Annotated in this window: 15 protein-coding genes; 13 read left to right on the top strand and 2 right to left on the bottom strand. The window is 67.9% G+C overall.

Going from position 1 to position 16,188, the window contains the following annotated elements:
* Positions 1-103 precede the first annotated feature (103 nt).
* From ACE5C1_RS07695 to ACE5C1_RS07640, 12 genes are all read left to right on the top strand, one after another.
* A complete protein-coding gene (locus ACE5C1_RS07695; protein ID WP_374943478.1) occupies positions 104-1,105 on the top strand; it encodes a PhoH family protein in 1,002 nt (333 codons plus the stop codon).
* 47 nt (positions 1,106-1,152) lie between these two features.
* The gene (locus tag ACE5C1_RS07690; RefSeq protein WP_374943477.1) at positions 1,153-1,395 is read left to right on the top strand and encodes a type II toxin-antitoxin system VapB family antitoxin; all 243 of its coding nucleotides are present in this window, start codon (positions 1,153-1,155) and stop codon (positions 1,393-1,395) included.
* The gene (locus tag ACE5C1_RS07685) at positions 1,392-1,790 is read left to right on the top strand and encodes a type II toxin-antitoxin system VapC family toxin (RefSeq protein WP_374943476.1); all 399 of its coding nucleotides are present in this window, start codon (positions 1,392-1,394) and stop codon (positions 1,788-1,790) included. The genes ACE5C1_RS07690 and ACE5C1_RS07685 overlap by 4 nt, the downstream gene beginning before the upstream one ends.
* Entirely contained in the window at positions 1,787-2,296 is a 510-nt protein-coding gene (gene ybeY, locus ACE5C1_RS07680; protein WP_374943475.1) for an rRNA maturation RNase YbeY, read from the top strand. Before ACE5C1_RS07685 ends, ybeY begins: the two co-directional genes overlap by 4 nt.
* Positions 2,297-2,304: 8 nt before the next feature.
* Entirely contained in the window at positions 2,305-3,216 is a 912-nt protein-coding gene (locus ACE5C1_RS07675; RefSeq protein WP_374943474.1) for a hemolysin family protein, read from the top strand.
* Positions 3,217-3,378: 162 nt separating this feature from the next.
* Positions 3,379-5,643: a catalase/peroxidase HPI gene (gene katG, locus ACE5C1_RS07670; RefSeq protein WP_374943473.1), complete on the top strand. Its 2,265-nt coding sequence runs from the start codon at positions 3,379-3,381 to the stop codon at positions 5,641-5,643.
* Positions 5,644-5,727: 84 nt separating this feature from the next.
* Positions 5,728-7,056, top strand: a complete 1,329-nt coding sequence (locus tag ACE5C1_RS07665; RefSeq protein WP_374943472.1) for a PQQ-dependent sugar dehydrogenase — start codon at positions 5,728-5,730, stop codon at positions 7,054-7,056.
* Positions 7,056-7,439, top strand: coding sequence for a hypothetical protein (locus ACE5C1_RS07660; RefSeq protein ID WP_374943471.1), 384 nt, complete (start codon positions 7,056-7,058; stop codon positions 7,437-7,439). Before ACE5C1_RS07665 ends, ACE5C1_RS07660 begins: the two co-directional genes overlap by 1 nt.
* A 73-nt stretch (positions 7,440-7,512) precedes the next feature.
* Positions 7,513-10,629 (top strand): PAS domain S-box protein, encoded by a 3,117-nt coding sequence (locus tag ACE5C1_RS07655; RefSeq protein WP_374943470.1) that lies wholly within the window; start codon positions 7,513-7,515, stop codon positions 10,627-10,629.
* A gap of 68 nt (positions 10,630-10,697) precedes the next feature.
* Positions 10,698-11,807 (top strand): S-(hydroxymethyl)glutathione dehydrogenase/class III alcohol dehydrogenase, encoded by a 1,110-nt coding sequence (locus ACE5C1_RS07650; RefSeq protein WP_374943469.1) that lies wholly within the window; start codon positions 10,698-10,700, stop codon positions 11,805-11,807.
* Positions 11,807-12,637: an S-formylglutathione hydrolase gene (gene fghA, locus ACE5C1_RS07645; protein WP_374943468.1), complete on the top strand. Its 831-nt coding sequence runs from the start codon at positions 11,807-11,809 to the stop codon at positions 12,635-12,637. Before ACE5C1_RS07650 ends, fghA begins: the two co-directional genes overlap by 1 nt.
* Positions 12,634-13,857, top strand: coding sequence for an NAD(P)/FAD-dependent oxidoreductase (locus ACE5C1_RS07640; RefSeq protein ID WP_374943467.1), 1,224 nt, complete (start codon positions 12,634-12,636; stop codon positions 13,855-13,857). The genes fghA and ACE5C1_RS07640 overlap by 4 nt, the downstream gene beginning before the upstream one ends.
* A gap of 189 nt (positions 13,858-14,046) precedes the next feature.
* Here the strand turns inward: ACE5C1_RS07640 and ACE5C1_RS07635 are convergent, their stop codons facing one another.
* Positions 14,047-14,232 (bottom strand): hypothetical protein, encoded by a 186-nt coding sequence (locus ACE5C1_RS07635; RefSeq protein ID WP_374943466.1) that lies wholly within the window; start codon positions 14,230-14,232, stop codon positions 14,047-14,049.
* Positions 14,229-14,792 carry a polyhydroxyalkanoate synthesis repressor PhaR gene (phaR, locus tag ACE5C1_RS07630; RefSeq protein ID WP_374943465.1) on the bottom strand — a complete coding sequence of 188 codons (564 nt, stop codon included), beginning with the start codon at positions 14,790-14,792 and terminating at the stop codon, positions 14,229-14,231. Before phaR ends, ACE5C1_RS07635 begins: the two co-directional genes overlap by 4 nt.
* Positions 14,793-14,966: 174 nt before the next feature.
* Here phaR and ACE5C1_RS07625 point away from each other — a divergent pair, with 174 nt between their 5' ends.
* Positions 14,967-16,154 (top strand): acetyl-CoA C-acetyltransferase, encoded by a 1,188-nt coding sequence (locus tag ACE5C1_RS07625; protein ID WP_374943464.1) that lies wholly within the window; start codon positions 14,967-14,969, stop codon positions 16,152-16,154.
* Positions 16,155-16,188: the final 34 nt, after the last annotated feature.

Raw genomic sequence — 16,188 nt, 5'->3', positions numbered from 1 at the left:
GTTTGAGGTAGTTTGCACCGAATCGGTCCCAACACCCTGGATGGTTGCGCTCCGGCCTCGCAATCCCCACGCTTGGCAAACATCTCCCGCGTGAAAGGACCGCATGAGTCGCAAGCCCGTAGCCGCCCAGCATGGCGATCGCAGCCGTGCCGAGCTCGTGTTCGACAAGCCCCAGGCGCTCAGCGCGCTGTTCGGGCAATACGACCGCAATCTGGTGGCGCTGGAGAACCGGCTGGGGGTCTACATCACCGCGCGCGGCAATCGTGTCGGGCTGGAGGGCAGCGCCGAGCAGGTGGCGCTGGCGCGCGACGTGCTGAACGACCTCTACCACCGGATCGGCCGCGGCGAGGAGGTCGATGCCGGCCTCGTCGACGCCTCCATCGCGATGGCCGATCAACCGGTGCTCGACGGCATCATCCGTGCAGATGGCGGCGGCGACGGCACGCCGCCGATCATGATCCGCACCCGCAAGAAGACGATCGTTCCGCGCACCCCGGCGCAGGCGCATTACATGCGCGCGCTGACCGCCAACGACATGATCTTCGCGCTGGGGCCGGCGGGCACGGGCAAGACCTATGTCGCGGTCGCGCAGGCGGTGGCGCAGCTGATCACCGGCAGCGTCCAGCGGCTGATCCTGTCACGCCCCGCGGTGGAGGCGGGCGAGAAGCTCGGCTTCCTCCCCGGCGACATGAAGGAGAAGGTCGATCCATACCTGCGGCCGCTGTACGACGCGCTCCACGACTGCCTGCCCGCCGAGCAGGTCGAGCGGCGCATAGCGAGCGGCGAGATCGAGGTCGCGCCGATCGCCTTCATGCGCGGGCGGACGCTGGCCGACGCCTTCGTGATCCTCGACGAGGCGCAGAACACCACCCCTGCGCAGATGAAGATGTTCCTCACCCGCTTCGGCCAGAACAGCCGCATGGTGATCTGCGGCGATCCCAGTCAGGTCGACATCCCCGGCGGCATCGCCGGCTCCGGGCTGGCCGACGCGGTCGGACGGTTGGAAGGGATCGAGGGCATCGCAATGGCGCGCTTCACCGCGGGCGACGTGGTGCGCCATCCGATTGTTGGGCGGATCGTGGAGGCGTATGAGGGTACGGGTTGACGTGCGGATATCCTTTCTCTAGCGGAGGATATCCAAGGAGATGACCGATGCCGGCCTTGTACGTCAAGGATGATGAAGCTCTGCAAATGGCTGAACGGCTGGCTTCTTCACGCGGACTGACCAAGGTCGCCGCGGTGAAGCTGGCGCTGGCGAACGAGCTCGCCAAGGATCAGCCCAAGCAGTCCTTGGTGGAAATCGCCCGCGAACTCCGGCGCACCTCCAAGCTGCCGCCGACCACCGGTTTCGTGGCGGACAAGGCGTTTTACGATTCGCTGTACGACGACGAATGACGCTGTTCGTCGACGCGTCGGCTCTCGTTGCAATCGTACAGAACGAGGACGATGCGGATATCCTGACCCAGCGACTGGCTGCGGACCCCGACCGTGTGACGAGCGCTCTCGCACTGTGGGAGGCGGCAAGGGCGATCCGGCGCGATCGTACGAGCGAGGTGGATGAAACGATGGGTGAACTCGAACGCTTTTGCCGGGGTTTCGGCATGCGCGTCGTGACGATCGGAATCGCCGAAGCGACCGGAGCCATGCACGCCCAGGCACGCTACGGCAAAGGAACGGGTCATCCCGCGCGCCTCAACATGGGCGACTGCTTTGCCTACGCATGCGCAAAGACGAATACTGCAAAGCTGCTCTACAAAGGTGACGACTTCGTCCACACGGACCTCGCATGATCCACGTCGAACTCTCCCGCGAAGACCCGTGGCCCGCCGCCGACTGGGACGCCCTCGCCACCGCTGCCATCCGCGCCGCGATCGCACGGACCCCCTACGGTCCGCTCCTCGACACGCCGGCCGCGGTCGAGGTGTCGGTGCGCCTGACCTCCGACCGGGAGGTCCAGACCCTCAACGCGCAATACCGGCACAAGGACAGGCCGACCAACGTCCTGTCCTTCCCGATGGTCCAGCGCGACCTGCTGGAGACGGTCAGCCTCAACTCCGACGATGGCGAGCTCCTGCTCGGCGACATCGTCCTTGCCCACGGTGTCTGCGTTGCCGAGGCGCAGGAACGCGGCATCTCCGTCGAGACCCATGCCACGCATCTGCTGGTACACGGCGCGCTCCACCTGCTAGGCTACGACCACATGGACGACGACGAGGCGGAGGGCATGGAAGCGATCGAACGCGACGCGCTGTCCGATCTCGGCATCGCCGACCCCTATCTTGTGCGCGAGGACTGACGAACGACATGGCCGATGGCCCTTCTGCCGGGAACGGCGACAGTAGCAACGAATCGGGCATCTGGCGCGGGCTGAAAACGCTGATCTTCGGCGGCCAGGGCGAGGACCGGTTGCGTGATCAGCTGGAAGACGCAATCGACCGGCACGAGGGCGACCCTGCCCCCGACGAGCCCGGCGACCTGTCTCCGCTCGAACGCCAGATGGTGCGCAACCTGCTCCATTTCGGCGAGCGCGATGCGTCGGACGTCGGCGTGCCACGTGCGGACATCGTTGCGGTCGAAGAGCGTATTTCCTTTGCCGATCTCGTCCGCACCTTCGCCGACGCCGGGCACAGCCGCCTGCCCGTTTACCGCGAAGAACTCGATACGATCGTCGGCATGGTCCACATCAAGGATGTGTTCGCGATCCTCGCCAAGGGCGAAGCGTACCCGGAGACGATCGCTGCGCTGATCCGCGAACCGCTCTACGTGCCGATGTCGCGCGGCGCGCTCGATCTGCTCGCCGACATGCGCCAGCGCCACGTCCATCTGGCGATCGTGCTCGATGAATATTCGGGCACCGAAGGCCTCGTCACGATCGAGGACCTGGTCGAGGAGATCGTCGGCGAGATCGAGGACGAGCATGACGAAGAGCCCACCGCATTGCTCGTCGCGCTCGATGGCGGCGCCTGGGAGGCGGATGCGCGGGTCGAATTGGAGGATGTCGCCGGGACGGTCGATCGCAGGCTTGGCGAAACCGAAAGCGACGTCGACACGCTTGGCGGCCTCACCGCGGTGCTCGCCGGGCGCGTTCCCGACGTCGGCACCTTCGTCGAGCACCCGAGCGGCTGGCGGATCGAGGTCATCGCCGCCGACGAACGCCGCATCGACCGGTTGCGCCTGCACCCGCCCAAACCCGAGCCGGAAGATGTCGAGGCTTGATCGACGAAAACGATGAATGAGACCGGTGTAATTGCCTTTCTAAATCTGTCCGGCAAGTCCAAGCTGCTGGCATACGACGGCCGAGCTTGCCGAAACATCACTCGCGATCGACCCGCCCCAAGCGGGGCTGACATCGCCTAAGCGCGAACAAGGAGAAGTTTCATGGACGCAATCACCAAGGGCAGCCCGCTGAACGATCCCGGCAAGCAGCCGACCGCACTGCGCACCCTGCTCGGCCGCACCAGCCGCGACTGGTGGCCCGAACAGCTCTCGCTGCAAATCCTGACCCAGAACGGCGTCTCGCCCGACCCGATGGGCGCCGATTTCGACTATGCGGCTGAGTTCCGCACGCTCGATTATGCCGCGGTGAAGCAGGACCTCACCGCGCTGATGACCGACAGCCAGCCCTGGTGGCCCGCCGACTACGGGCATTACGGTCCCTTCTTCATCCGCATGGCGTGGCATTCGGCGGGCACCTATCGCACCGGCGACGGCCGCGGCGGCTCGTCCTCGGGCTCGCAGCGGTTCGCACCGCTCAATAGCTGGCCGGACAATGGCAACCTCGACAAGGCGCGCCGCCTGCTCTGGCCGATCAAGCAGAAGTACGGCCGCAAGCTGTCCTGGGCGGACCTGTTCATCCTCGCCGGCAATGTCGCGATCGAATCGATGGGCGGGCCCACGTTCGGCTTCGGCGGCGGCCGCAAGGACATCTTCGAGGCCGAGCGCGATATCTACTGGGGCACCGAGGAGGAATGGCTCGGCCAGACCCGCATCGACGAGGAAGCCGGCATGGCGCTGGAAAGCCCGCTCGCGGCGATCCAGCACGGTCTGATCTACGTCAATCCCGAGGGCCCCGGCGGCTGCCCCAACCCGATGGGCTCGGCGCGCGACATGCGCGAGACCTTCGCGCGCATGGGGATGAACGACGAGGAGACCGCCGCGCTCACCGCGGGCGGCCACACCTTCGGCAAGGCGCACGGCAACGGCGATTCGTCCAAGGTCGGCAAGGAGCCCGAAGGTGCCGACATCGCCAGCCAGGGTCTCGGCTGGGCATCGACCCACGGCATCGGCATGGGTGACGACACCATCACCTCGGGGATCGAGGGATCGTGGACCCCGACGCCGATCGAATGGGACATGACCTATTTCGACATGCTGCTCGATCACGAATACGAGCTGGTCAAGAGTCCCGCCGGTGCGAACCAGTTCCAGCCGGTCGGCAACCCTGCCGAGACGCTGGCGCCGGCCGCGCATACCCCGGGCAAGCGCGTGCCGACGATGATGACCTCGGCCGACATGGCGCTGAAGGTCGACCCTTCCTACCGCGCGATCATGGAGAAGTTCCGGGCGGACCCGGCATATTTCGCCGACGCCTGGGCGCGCGCCTGGTTCAAGCTGTGCCACCGCGACATGGGGCCCAAGGTCCGGTATCTCGGGCCCGAGGCGCCGTCCGAAGACCTGATCTGGCAGGACCCGATCCCGAAGGCCGACTACACGCCGATCGAAGCCGGAGATGTGTCCGGATTGAAGACCGCGATCGCGAATTCGGGCCTGTCGATCGCCGAACTGGTGACGACCGCTTGGGCCTCGGCCTCGACCTATCGCGGGTCCGATCATCGCGGCGGTGCCAATGGCGCGCGCATCCGCCTGGCGCCGCAGAAGGATTGGGAGGTCAACCGCCCCGAGCAGCTTGCCAGGGTGCTGGGCGTCTACGACGGCATCAAGGCCGACTTCGACGGCAAGGGCGCGAAGAAGGTGTCGATCGCCGACCTGATTGTGCTCGGCGGCGCTGTCGGCGTCGAGGCGGCGGCTGAGGCGGCGGGCAAGAGCATCCAGGTGCCCTTCACCCCCGGCCGCACCGACGCCAGTGCCGAGCAGACTGACGCCGAAAGCTTCGACGTGCTCGAACCCAAGGCGGACGGCTTCCGCAACTACCTGCAGGTCAAATACAACGTGCCGACCGAGGAGCTGCTGGTCGATCGTTCGCAGCTGCTGGGCTTGTCCGCGCCCGAGATGGCGGTGCTGGTAGGCGGGCTGCGCGTGCTCGGCGCCAACCATCCGACCGCCGAGAAGCACGGCGTCTTCACCGACCGTCCGGGGCAGCTGACCAACGACTTTTTCGTGAACCTGCTCGACATGGCCACCGCCTGGAAGAAGGTGTCCGACGACAGCGACGAGGAGTTCGTCGGCACCGATCGCCACACCCACGAACACCGCTGGACCGCGTCGCGCACCGATCTGGTGTTCGGCTCCAACTCCCAGCTGCGCGCGCTGGCGGAGGTCTATGCCTGCGACGATGCCGCGGACAAGTTCGTCGCCGACTTCGTCAGCGCCTGGGCCAAGGTGATGGACGCCGACCGCTACGACATCCGCGACGGCGCCTACACCGCCGGCGACAACGATCCGGACGCGCCCAGGATCGACTGAAGCGCAACGTAGCGCATACCGGGGCCGTCGGCAGCGATGTCGGCGGCCCTTTCGTTTGCGCGTCCGTGACCCTAGGTTGCCGCGATGCGCAGACACATATTCATCGTCCTCGGACTGTTCGTCCTCGCCGGCATCGCGATCGTCACCTATCTCGCCTGGCCTGACGAGGCCAAGCTGCCGTTCGACCGCGTCGCCGGGGCACGACCGGAGATCACCGCGCCGCGCATCCAGACGCTGCCGACCGTCGAGGTCGCCAAGGTCGTCGGTTGGCAGAACGGCGCGATGCCCACCCCCGCGGCGGGCCTCAAGGTCCAGCCCTTTGCAACGGGGCTCGACCATCCCCGCTGGCTCTACCGCCTGCCCAACGGCGACGTGCTGGTGTCGGAAAGCAATTCGCCGCCACGCAAGGGCGGCGGCATCACCGGCTGGGTCATGGGGCTGCTGATGGGCCGCGCGGGCGCAGGCGTGCCGTCGGCCGATCGCATCACCCTGCTGCGCGACGCAAACGGCGACGGCGTTGCCGAAACCCGCACCGTCTTCATGACCGGGCTGCATTCGCCGTCGGGCATGACGCTGTTCAAGGGGCAGCTCTACATCGGCAACACCGACGCGCTCGTCCGCGTGCCGTACGTCGACGGCCAGACCAGAATCGCCGCGAAGCCCGAGCTCGTCGTCAAGCTCAATCCCGGCGGCAATCACTGGGCGCGCAATGTCATCGCCGCACCCGATGGCCGCACATTGTACGTCGCGGTCGGCTCGTCATCGAACATAGCCGAGAACGGCATGGAAGCGGAAAAGTACCGCGCCAACATCCTCCAGGTCTGGCCCGAGGACAAGAACTGGCGTATCTACGCCGCAGGCTTGCGCAACCCGAACGGCATGGCGATCAACCCCGCCACCGGCCGCTTGTGGACCGTCGTCAACGAGCGCGACATGCTCGGCTCCGATCTCGCACCCGATTACCTGACCCAGGTCGAATTCGGCGATCAGTTCGGCTGGCCGTGGTATTATTGGGGCGGCTATCCCGACACCCGGGTCGAGCCCAAGAACCCAGCGTTGCAGGAATATTCCAAGCGTCCCGATTACGCGATGGGGCCCCACGTCGCCGCACTCGGCCTGGCTTTCTCCGACGACATCCGCGTCGGCGGCCGGTTTGCGAGCGGCGCATTCGTCGGCGAACACGGGTCGTGGAATCGCAAGCCCGTGTCGGGCTACAAGGTCGTCTACGTGCCCTTCGCCAAGGGCGGCTTCCCGGTCGCAGGCGCCAAACCGGTCGACGTTCTCACCGGCTTCCTCGACGCCGACGGCCGTGCGCGCGGTCGCCCGGTCGCGGTGATCGGCGACAAGGCCGGCGCGATGCTGGTGGCCGACGACGTCGGCAACACGGTCTGGCGCGTGAGCGCGAGCCAGTGATGGCGCGCGCCAGCACCCTCCTGCTCCTCGCCCTGGCATCCGCCGCGTGCAGCGACGAGGCGTCGCAGCGGGTCCAGCACGACCGTATCGCCGCGGTGCGCACCGGTCTGAACGTCATCAAGGCCGCACCCGGCGGGCCGCTCGCGCGCTTCGCCGACGTCCGCCTGATCGGCGCGCACGTGGTCTGCGGCACCGTCGATGGCCAGGACGGCATCGGCCCGCGCCACTTCGGCGTGGCGCATGGCGAGGCCGTGATCGAGCAGCCCGACGATCCCGCCACCCGCGCCGCGGTCGCGCGCACCTGCACCGGCGGGCCATCGCGCAAGGTCGTCAGCCGCAACCCCATCTACAGCGACATCGACGTCGAGGAACAGCCGAGCTGATGCGCGCGGTAGTACGACGGCGCGCAATAAGCGATAGTGGCGAGGGCCGCCGAAACGCGGCAGATGGGGAGCGATGACCGTCACCGACCAACCGACACCGACGGACGCACGCCGCGCCGAAGAGCTGGCGCGATTCCGCATGCTCTTTGCACAAGCGCCGAGCTTCGCGGCGGTGCTGGTCGGCCCCGAACATCGTTTCCTGCTCGCCAATCCGGCCTATCAGCGCCTTGTCGGCGGACGCCCGGTGCTGGGGCTGACCGTCGCGGAGGCACTGCCCGAGACCACGGGCCAGGACGTCGTCGCGCGGCTCGACCAGGTGTTCGCGAGCGGGGAGGCCTTTGTCGGCAGCGCGGTGCCGATCGGCCTTGTGCCGCCGGGCGGCGGCCCGGCCGAGGAGCGTCGTCTCGATTTCGTCTACCAGCCGATCCGGGACGACGACGGCGCGGTGATCGCGATCTTCGTCGAGGGTACCGATGTCACCGAGCGCCATGCCGCGACCGAGGCGCTGCGTGCCAGCGAAGCGCGCCACCGCCAGATCCTCGACAGCGCGATCGACTATGCCATAATCGCCACCGATCTGGCGGGCCATGTCACCCGCTGGAACGTCGGTGCCGAACGAACGCTCGGCTGGTCGGAGGCGGAGATGCTCGGCATGCCGGTCGATCGCATCTTCACGCCCGAAGACTGCACCGCGGGACAGCCGACCCGCGAGATGAACGAGGCGCTCGCCACCGGCCACGGTCGCGACGAGCGGTGGCACTTGCGCCGGTCGAGCGAACGCTTCTGGGCGAACGGCGAGATGACGCCGATCCGCGACGATGACGGCACCGTGATCGGCTTCGTCAAGGTGCTGCGCGACCGCACCGAAGAGCACCGCGCCGCCGAAGCGTTGCAGGCGTCCGAAGCGCGATTGCGCCGGGCGCAGGAGGCCGGAGGAGTCGGCGTGTTCGCGATCACTGCGGCCGACAACACGCTTGAGGCCTCCCCGGAATTCTGCCGCATCTTCGGGCTGCCGGACGCCGCCACCTACCCTGGCGACATGGTCGAAGCGCTGGTGCTCCCCGAGGACACGGCCGCCATCTCCACTGTCGAGACGCGGACGCGGGGCGGTATCGCGCTCGACGCCGAATACAGGATCCGCCGCGCGAACGACGGTGCGATCCGCACGATCGCGCGTCGCGCCGAATTCGAGCATGACGCCGCCGGCAACCCCATCCGCCTCGTCGGCGTCGTTCAGGACGTGACCGACCAGCGTATCGCGCAGGCCGCGATCCAGGCCAGCGAGCAGCGCTTCCGCGCGTTCACCGAAGCCGTTCCCAACCAGGTCTGGTCCGCGACCCCCGACGGCCGCGTCGACTGGGCCAACCAGCGCACCTACGAATATGGCGGCTACGATGAAGCGCGATTGCTTCAGGACGGCTGGAAACGCCGCCTTCACCCGGACGATCTGGCGCACGCCGCCGCGGTCTGGCAGGCCGCACTGGCGGACGGCACGCCCTACGAGGTCGAGTTCCGTTTGCGCCGTGCGGACGGCGCCTTCCGCTGGCATCTCGCGCGCGCGATGCCGCTCCATGACGAAGGGGGCGCGATCGTCCGCTGGATCGGCACCAACACCGACATCGACGACGAGCGCGCCGCGCGGCGCCAGCTCGCCGAGCTCAACGCCACGCTGGAGGACCGCGTCGAACAACGCACCCGCGAGCGCGACCGCGCCTGGGCGAACTCGCAGGACCTGCAGGCGGTCGTCGATCCGGACGGCCGTCTGCGCGCCGCCAATGGCGCCTGGGCGACGATCCTCGGCTACGCGCCCGCCGACGTGATCGGCCGTGTCCACCTCGACCTGGTCCACCCCGACGATCGCGGCGCCAGCGCGCGCGCGCTCGGCACCGACGCGGGCAACACGCTGCCCGCCTACGAGAACCGCATGCGGCACGCCGACGGCAGCTGGCGCTGGGTCTCGTGGGTCGCGGCGCCCGACGAGGGGCTGGTCTATGCCAGCGGCCGCCACGTCACCGCGGAGAAGGCCGCCGCGGCCGCGCTGGAGGCCGCGCAGGACCAGCTCCGGCAAGCGCAGAAGATGGAGGCGGTCGGCCAGCTCACCGGCGGCGTCGCGCACGATTTCAACAATTTGCTCACCGTCATCCGCGGCTCGGTCGATCTGCTGCGCCGCGACGACCTGACGCCCGATCGCCGCGCGCGCTACATCGACGCGATCCGCGACACCGCCGATCGCGCTGCCAAGCTGACCGGGCAGCTGCTCGCCTTTGCGCGCCGCCAGACGCTCAACCCGGCGCTGTTCGACGCTCGCGACAGCCTGCGCGAGGTCGCCGGCATGGTGGAGACGCTGGCGGGCGCGCGCGTGTCGGTCGACATCCTGCTCCCCGCCGATCCGTGCTCGATTCTCGCCGACCGCAGCCAGTTCGACACCGCGGTCGTCAACATGGCAATCAATGCGCGCGACGCGATGCACGGCGAAGGCACGCTGACGATCGAGGCGGCGCCGGTCGACCGGATCCCGCAAACGCGCGCGCACCCTGCGGTGTCCGGCGACTTCGTCGCGGTGTCGATCCGCGACACCGGCGAAGGCATCGCTGCGGACGTGGTCGATCGCATATTCGAGCCGTTCTTCACGACCAAGGCGCTCGGCGAAGGCACGGGGCTGGGGCTCAGCCAGGTGATCGGCTTCGCCAAGCAGTCGGGCGGCGATATCCGTGTCGAGAGCGTCGCAGGCTCCGGCACCACCTTCACCCTCTACCTGCCGCGCGCACCCGGCCTCGCCGCCGATCCTGCCGCGAATGCGAGCCCAGCGACGGAGACCGCCGGCGACGGGGTCTGCGTCCTGGTCGTCGAGGATAACGCCCAGGTCGGCGAGTTCGCGACCGAGGCGTTAAAGGAACTCGGCTGTCACAGCACGCTGACCGTCGACGGCCCGGACGCGCTGGCCGAGCTCGCCGAGAACCGCCATCTGTACCAGATCGTCTTTTCCGACGTGATGATGCCGGGAATGACGGGCCTGGAACTCGGCGCGGAGATTCGGCAGCGCTATCCTGATCTGCCCGTGGTGCTGACCAGCGGCTATTGCGACGTTCTCGCGCGGCAGGGTACGCACGGCTTCGAGCTGCTCCAGAAGCCTTATTCGATCGAACAGCTCTCGCGCGTGCTGCGCAAGACCGCGGCCGCGGCACCGTAGGTAACCGAGGGCCAGGCTTGCCCTTCGCCCTCACCGCTTTAAGAACCGCTTCCCGAGGAGACCACGCAATGAAGACCCGTGCCGCCGTAGCGTTCGAGGCGAAGCGCCCGCTGGAGATCGTCGAGCTCGATCTCGATGGGCCCAAGGCAGGCGAAGTCCTGGTCGAGATCATGGCGACGGGCATCTGCCACACCGATGCCTACACGCTCGACGGGCTGGACTCGGAGGGCCTCTTCCCGAGCGTGCTCGGCCATGAAGGCGCAGGCATCGTGCGCGAGGTGGGCAGCGACGTCACCAGCGTCGCACCGGGCGACCATGTCATTCCGCTCTACACCCCCGAATGCCGCCAGTGTAAGTCGTGCCTCAGCGGCAAGACCAATTTGTGCACCGCGATCCGGGCGACGCAAGGCAAGGGCGTGATGCCCGACGGCACGACGCGATTCAGCTACAAGGGTCAGCCGATCTTCCACTATATGGGCTGTTCGACCTTTTCCAACTTCACCGTCCTGCCCGAAATAGCGGTGGCCAAGATCCGCGAAGACGCACCGTTCCAGACCAGCTGCTACATCGGCTGCGGCGTCACCACCGGGGTCGGTGCGGTCGTCAACACCGCCAAGGTCCAGGTCGGCGACACGGTGATCGTCTTCGGGCTCGGAGGCATCGGCCTGAACGTGCTCCAGGGCGCGCGGCTGGCGGGCGCGGGGATGATCGTCGGGGTCGATATCAACCCGGACCGCGAAGGCTGGGGCCGCCAGTTCGGCATGACCCATTTCGTCAATCCGAAGACGGTGGGCGGCGACATCGTCGCGCATCTCGTCGCACTGACCGACGGCGGCGCCGATTATACCTTCGACTGCACCGGCAACACCGACGTGATGCGCCAGGCGCTGGAGTCGTGCCACCGCGGTTGGGGCACCAGCATCGTCATCGGCGTTGCCGAATCCGGCAAGGAAATCGCCACTCGCCCCTTCCAGCTGGTGACCGGGCGCAACTGGCGCGGCACCGCGTTCGGCGGCGCGCGTGGCCGCACCGACGTGCCCAAGATCGTCGACTGGTACATGACCGGCAAGATCGCGATCGATCCGATGATCACCCACGTCCTCAGCCTCGACGAGATCAACAAGGGCTTCGACCTGATGCACGCGGGCGAGAGCATTCGCAGCGTGGTCGTCTACTGATGGAAACGGTGTCCACCGCCAAGGCGTTCGGGGGCATCCAGGGCGTCTACCGCCACGCCTCCGCCGCAACGGGCACGCCGATGACCTTCTCGGTATTCGTCCCTCCGCACGCCGATGGCGCGACGCTGCCGGTCGTGTGGTATCTGTCGGGCCTCACCTGCACCCACGCCAACGTCACCGATAAGGGCGACTATCGCCGCGCCTGCGCCGAGCTCGGCCTGATCCTCGTCGCCCCCGACACGTCGCCGCGCGGTGAGGACGTTCCCGACGATCCCGCGTGGGACTTCGGCCAGGGCGCCGGCTTCTACGTCGATGCCACGCAGGCCCCCTGGTCCGCCAACTACCGCATGTGGACCTACGTCACGCAGGACCTGCCCGCGCTCGTCGCCGAGCATTTCCCCGTCGACATCGCGCGTCAGGCGATCACCGGCCATTCGATGGGCGGCCACGGTGCGCTGACCATCGGGCTGACCTATCCCGACCGCTACCGCAGCATCTCCGCCTTCGCCCCCATCGTCGCGCCCCTCCAGGTGCCCTGGGGCGAGAAAGCGCTCGGCAACTATCTCGGCGACGACCGCAGCGCCTGGCGCAAGCACGACGCGGTCGCGCTGATCGAGGACGGCGCCTGCGCGCCCGCGCTGCTCGTCGATCAGGGCGACGCCGACGCCTTCCTCGCCGAACAGCTCCGCCCCGAGCTGCTGGCGGAGGCGTGCGCCGCCGCAAACATCCCGCTGACGCTTCGGATGCAGCCCGGCTACGACCACAGCTATTACTTCATCTCGACCTTCATGGGGGATCATCTGGCCTGGCACGCGGAGCGGCTCGCATGACCTACGACGTCCTGATCGTCGGCGCGGGCCATGCCGGTGCGCAGGTCGCCATCGCGCTGCGTCAGCAGAAGTTCACAGGCTCCATCGCCATCGTCGGCGAGGAGCAGGACCTCCCCTACGAACGCCCGCCGCTCAGCAAGGATTACCTGAGCGGCGAGAAGACGTTCGAACGGATCATGATCCGCCCGGCGACCTTCTGGGGCGATCGTGACATCGCCATGCTCACCGGCCGCCGCGTCGACGCGGTCGACCCCCAGGCGCACACCGTCGGCTGCGACGACGGCGCCACGATCGGCTACGGCACGCTCGTCTGGGCCGCCGGCGGTCACCCCCGCCGCCTGACCTGCTCCGGGCACGACCTCACCGGCGTCCACGCGGTGCGCACCCGCGCCGACGTCGACCGCCTGCTTGCCGAACTCCCCACCGCGGAGCGCATCGTCGTCATCGGCGGCGGCTACATCGGCCTCGAAGCCGCCGCTGCGCTGTCCAAGTTCGGCAAGCACGTCACCGTCGTCGAAGCGCTCGACCGCGTCCTCGCACGCGTCGCCGGCGAACCGCTGTCGCGCTTCTTCGAGGCCGAACACCGCGGCCACGGCGTCGATATCCGGCTCGGCACCACCGTCGCCTGTATCGAGGAAGCCGACGGCCGCGCCACCGGCGTCCGGCTCGGCGACGGCGAAGTCCTGGCGTGCGAGATCGTCATCGTCGGCATCGGCATCGTTCCCGCCGTCGCCCCCCTCGTCGCAGCGGGAGCGCAGGCGAGCAACGGCGTCGACGTCGACCCGCACTGCCGCACCACCCTGCCCGACGTCTATGCGATCGGCGACTGCGCCGCGCACCAGAACGGCTTTGCCGACGGCGCCCGCATCCGCCTCGAATCGGTCCAGAATGCCAACGATCAGGCGATGCTTGTCGCCAAGGGGCTCATGGGCCACCAAGCTGCTTACGAAGCGGTGCCATGGTTCTGGTCGAACCAATACGACCTGCGCCTCCAGACCGTCGGCCTGTCGACCGGCCACGACCAGGCGATCGTCCGCGGCGACATCGCCACCCGCAGCTTCTCCGTCATGTACCTGAAAGCCGGCCGCATCATCGCGCTGGACTGTGTCAACATGACTCGCGACTACGTCCAGGGCCGCGCCCTAGTCGTCGCACGCGCCCGGATCGACCCGGCGCGGCTGGCGGACGCAAGCGTCCCGCTGAAGGCGATGATCGTTTAATCCAAGGCTCTCCACCCCCGCCGATATACGCCCGGCCTCGGCACCTGCACGCTGACGCCGTCCGCCTTCCTCGACACGAGCGCGTTCCGAACCAAGGCGACGTACACCGGACCGGGCGGCGAGAGGGGCTCGATGAACGAAGCGCGCATTGCCGAGGTGCCGACCGACCGAACGGATCGACCGCCAGGGTCACCCCTTCACTGCCACCGCCACCGAAATCGCCATGCCCATCAACGCCAGCATCTGCACCGTTCGCCAATCGACCCAGCCGATCCGATCGAGATCCGAACGCCGCTTTCGCCCCCGATCCGCAAGCCCCGCCATCACCGCCACCGCGAGCGCCACCGCCGCCGCGACCCACGCCGCCCCGCTCACCGCACCAGCTTCTCGACCTTGTCCTGCAGCCGCGCCAGCTCGGCCTTTAGCGTCGCGATCTCCTCGTCCTTCGATCCCGCGTCCTTCGATACAGCGCCGTTCGCCGCCGCAGCAACCGGCGGCTTGAACGCCTGCGCCGCGGTCTCGAACATCTGCAGGTTGCGCTTGGCGATTTCGGCGAACGGAGTGTGCGCGAAGGCGCCCTCGACCGCGGACTTGAACTGCTCCTGGTTGCGCCGGAAACTGTCCATCGACGCCTCCAGATAGCCCGGCACCACCGCCTGCATCGAATCGCCGTACATCGCGATCAGCTGGCGCAGGAAATTGACCGGCAGCATCGTCTGCCCGCGGCTCTCCTCGTCCATGATGATCTGGGTTAGCACATTGTGGGTGATGTCCTCGTCGGATTTTGCATCGACCACGCGGAACTCGCGCCCGTCACGAGTCATCGCCGCCAGATGCTCCAGCGTGATGTAGGACGAGGTTTCGGTATTATAGAGCCGCCGGTTGGCATATTTCTTGATGACGACGACGCCGTCCGCCGGTTGCTGCTTCTTCATCGCGTTCCCCCCAATGACAAGGCGCAATCCTACGCCCGCGCATGTCGCGCCGCAACATCGGCTTTGCCGCACCTGCGTGCCAGTTTGCTGCGCAGCGAACCCGCAGCATCGGCAGGCCTGCTCTTTATCGCCTGCCGATCCCCGCCTAAGGCGGCGTATTCACAGGAGCCCGTCATGAACAGCCAGCCCAGCGACATCGTCATTACCGCCGCCAAGCGCACCCCCGTCGGCAGCTTTCTCGGCGCCTTCGCTGGCACGCCGGCGCACGAGCTCGGCCGCGTCGCGATCGAGGCGGCGATGGCCCAGGCGGGCATAACCGGTGCCGATGTGTCCGAAGTCATCCTCGGCCAGGTGCTCACCGCCGCGCAGGGGCAGAACCCCGCGCGCCAGGCGTCGATGGCCGCGGGCGTGCCCAAGGAAGTCCCCGCGTGGGGGGTCAACCAGGTCTGCGGCTCAGGCCTGCGTGCCGTGGCACTGGCGGCACAGGCGGTCGCGACCGGCGATGCGACGATCGTCGTCGCCGGTGGCCAGGAATCGATGTCGCAGAGCGCGCACGCCCAGACGATCCGCGCCGGCCAGAAGATGGGCGACCTCAGCCTGGTCGACACGATGGTCAAGGACGGGCTGACCGATGCGTTCAACGGCTATCACATGGGCATCACCGCCGAGAACCTTGCCGAGAAATATCAGGTCACTCGCGCCGACCAGGATGCCTTTTCGGTCCGCTCGCAAAACAATGCCGAGGCAGCCCGCAGCAGCGGTCGTTTCACCGACGAGATCGCCCCCGTCACGATCAAGGGGCGCAAGGGCGACACGGCCGTCTCGGATGACGAATACATCCGCACCGGCGCCACGATCGACAGCGTCGCGGGGCTCCGACCCGCCTTCAAGAAGGACGGCACCGTCACCGCCGCCAACGCCAGCGGCCTGAACGACGGCGCCGCCGCGATCGTCGTCATGCGCCGCGACGAGGCCGAACGCCGCGGGTCCCCGATCCTTGCGACCATCCGCAGCTGGGCAAGCGCGGGCGTCGACCCGTCGATCATGGGCATCGGCCCCGTCCCCGCCACCCGCCGCGCACTGGAGAAGGCCGGGTGGACCATCGGCGACCTCGACCTGATCGAGGCCAACGAAGCCTTCGCCGCGCAGGCGCTATCGGTCGGCAAGGAGCTCGGCTGGGACGCCGACAAGGTCAACGTCAACGGCGGCGCCATCGCTATCGGCCACCCGATCGGCGCGAGCGGCGCGCGCATCCTGACCACGCTGATCTACGAAATGGCCAAGCGCGACGCCAAGAAGGGCCTGGCGACCCTGTGCATCGGCGGCGGCATGGGAATCGCGATGTGCATCGAGCGGCGGTGATCCGCTTTCGATCGTTGAAGCATGTTTGTTGCAG

Source organism: Sphingomonas sp. (assembly GCF_964263785.1).
In the GTDB taxonomy this organism is placed as follows: domain Bacteria; phylum Pseudomonadota; class Alphaproteobacteria; order Sphingomonadales; family Sphingomonadaceae; genus Sphingomonas.
Note: the sequence above shows the minus strand (reverse complement) of the source record. Positions and strands in the feature narration are given on the sequence as shown.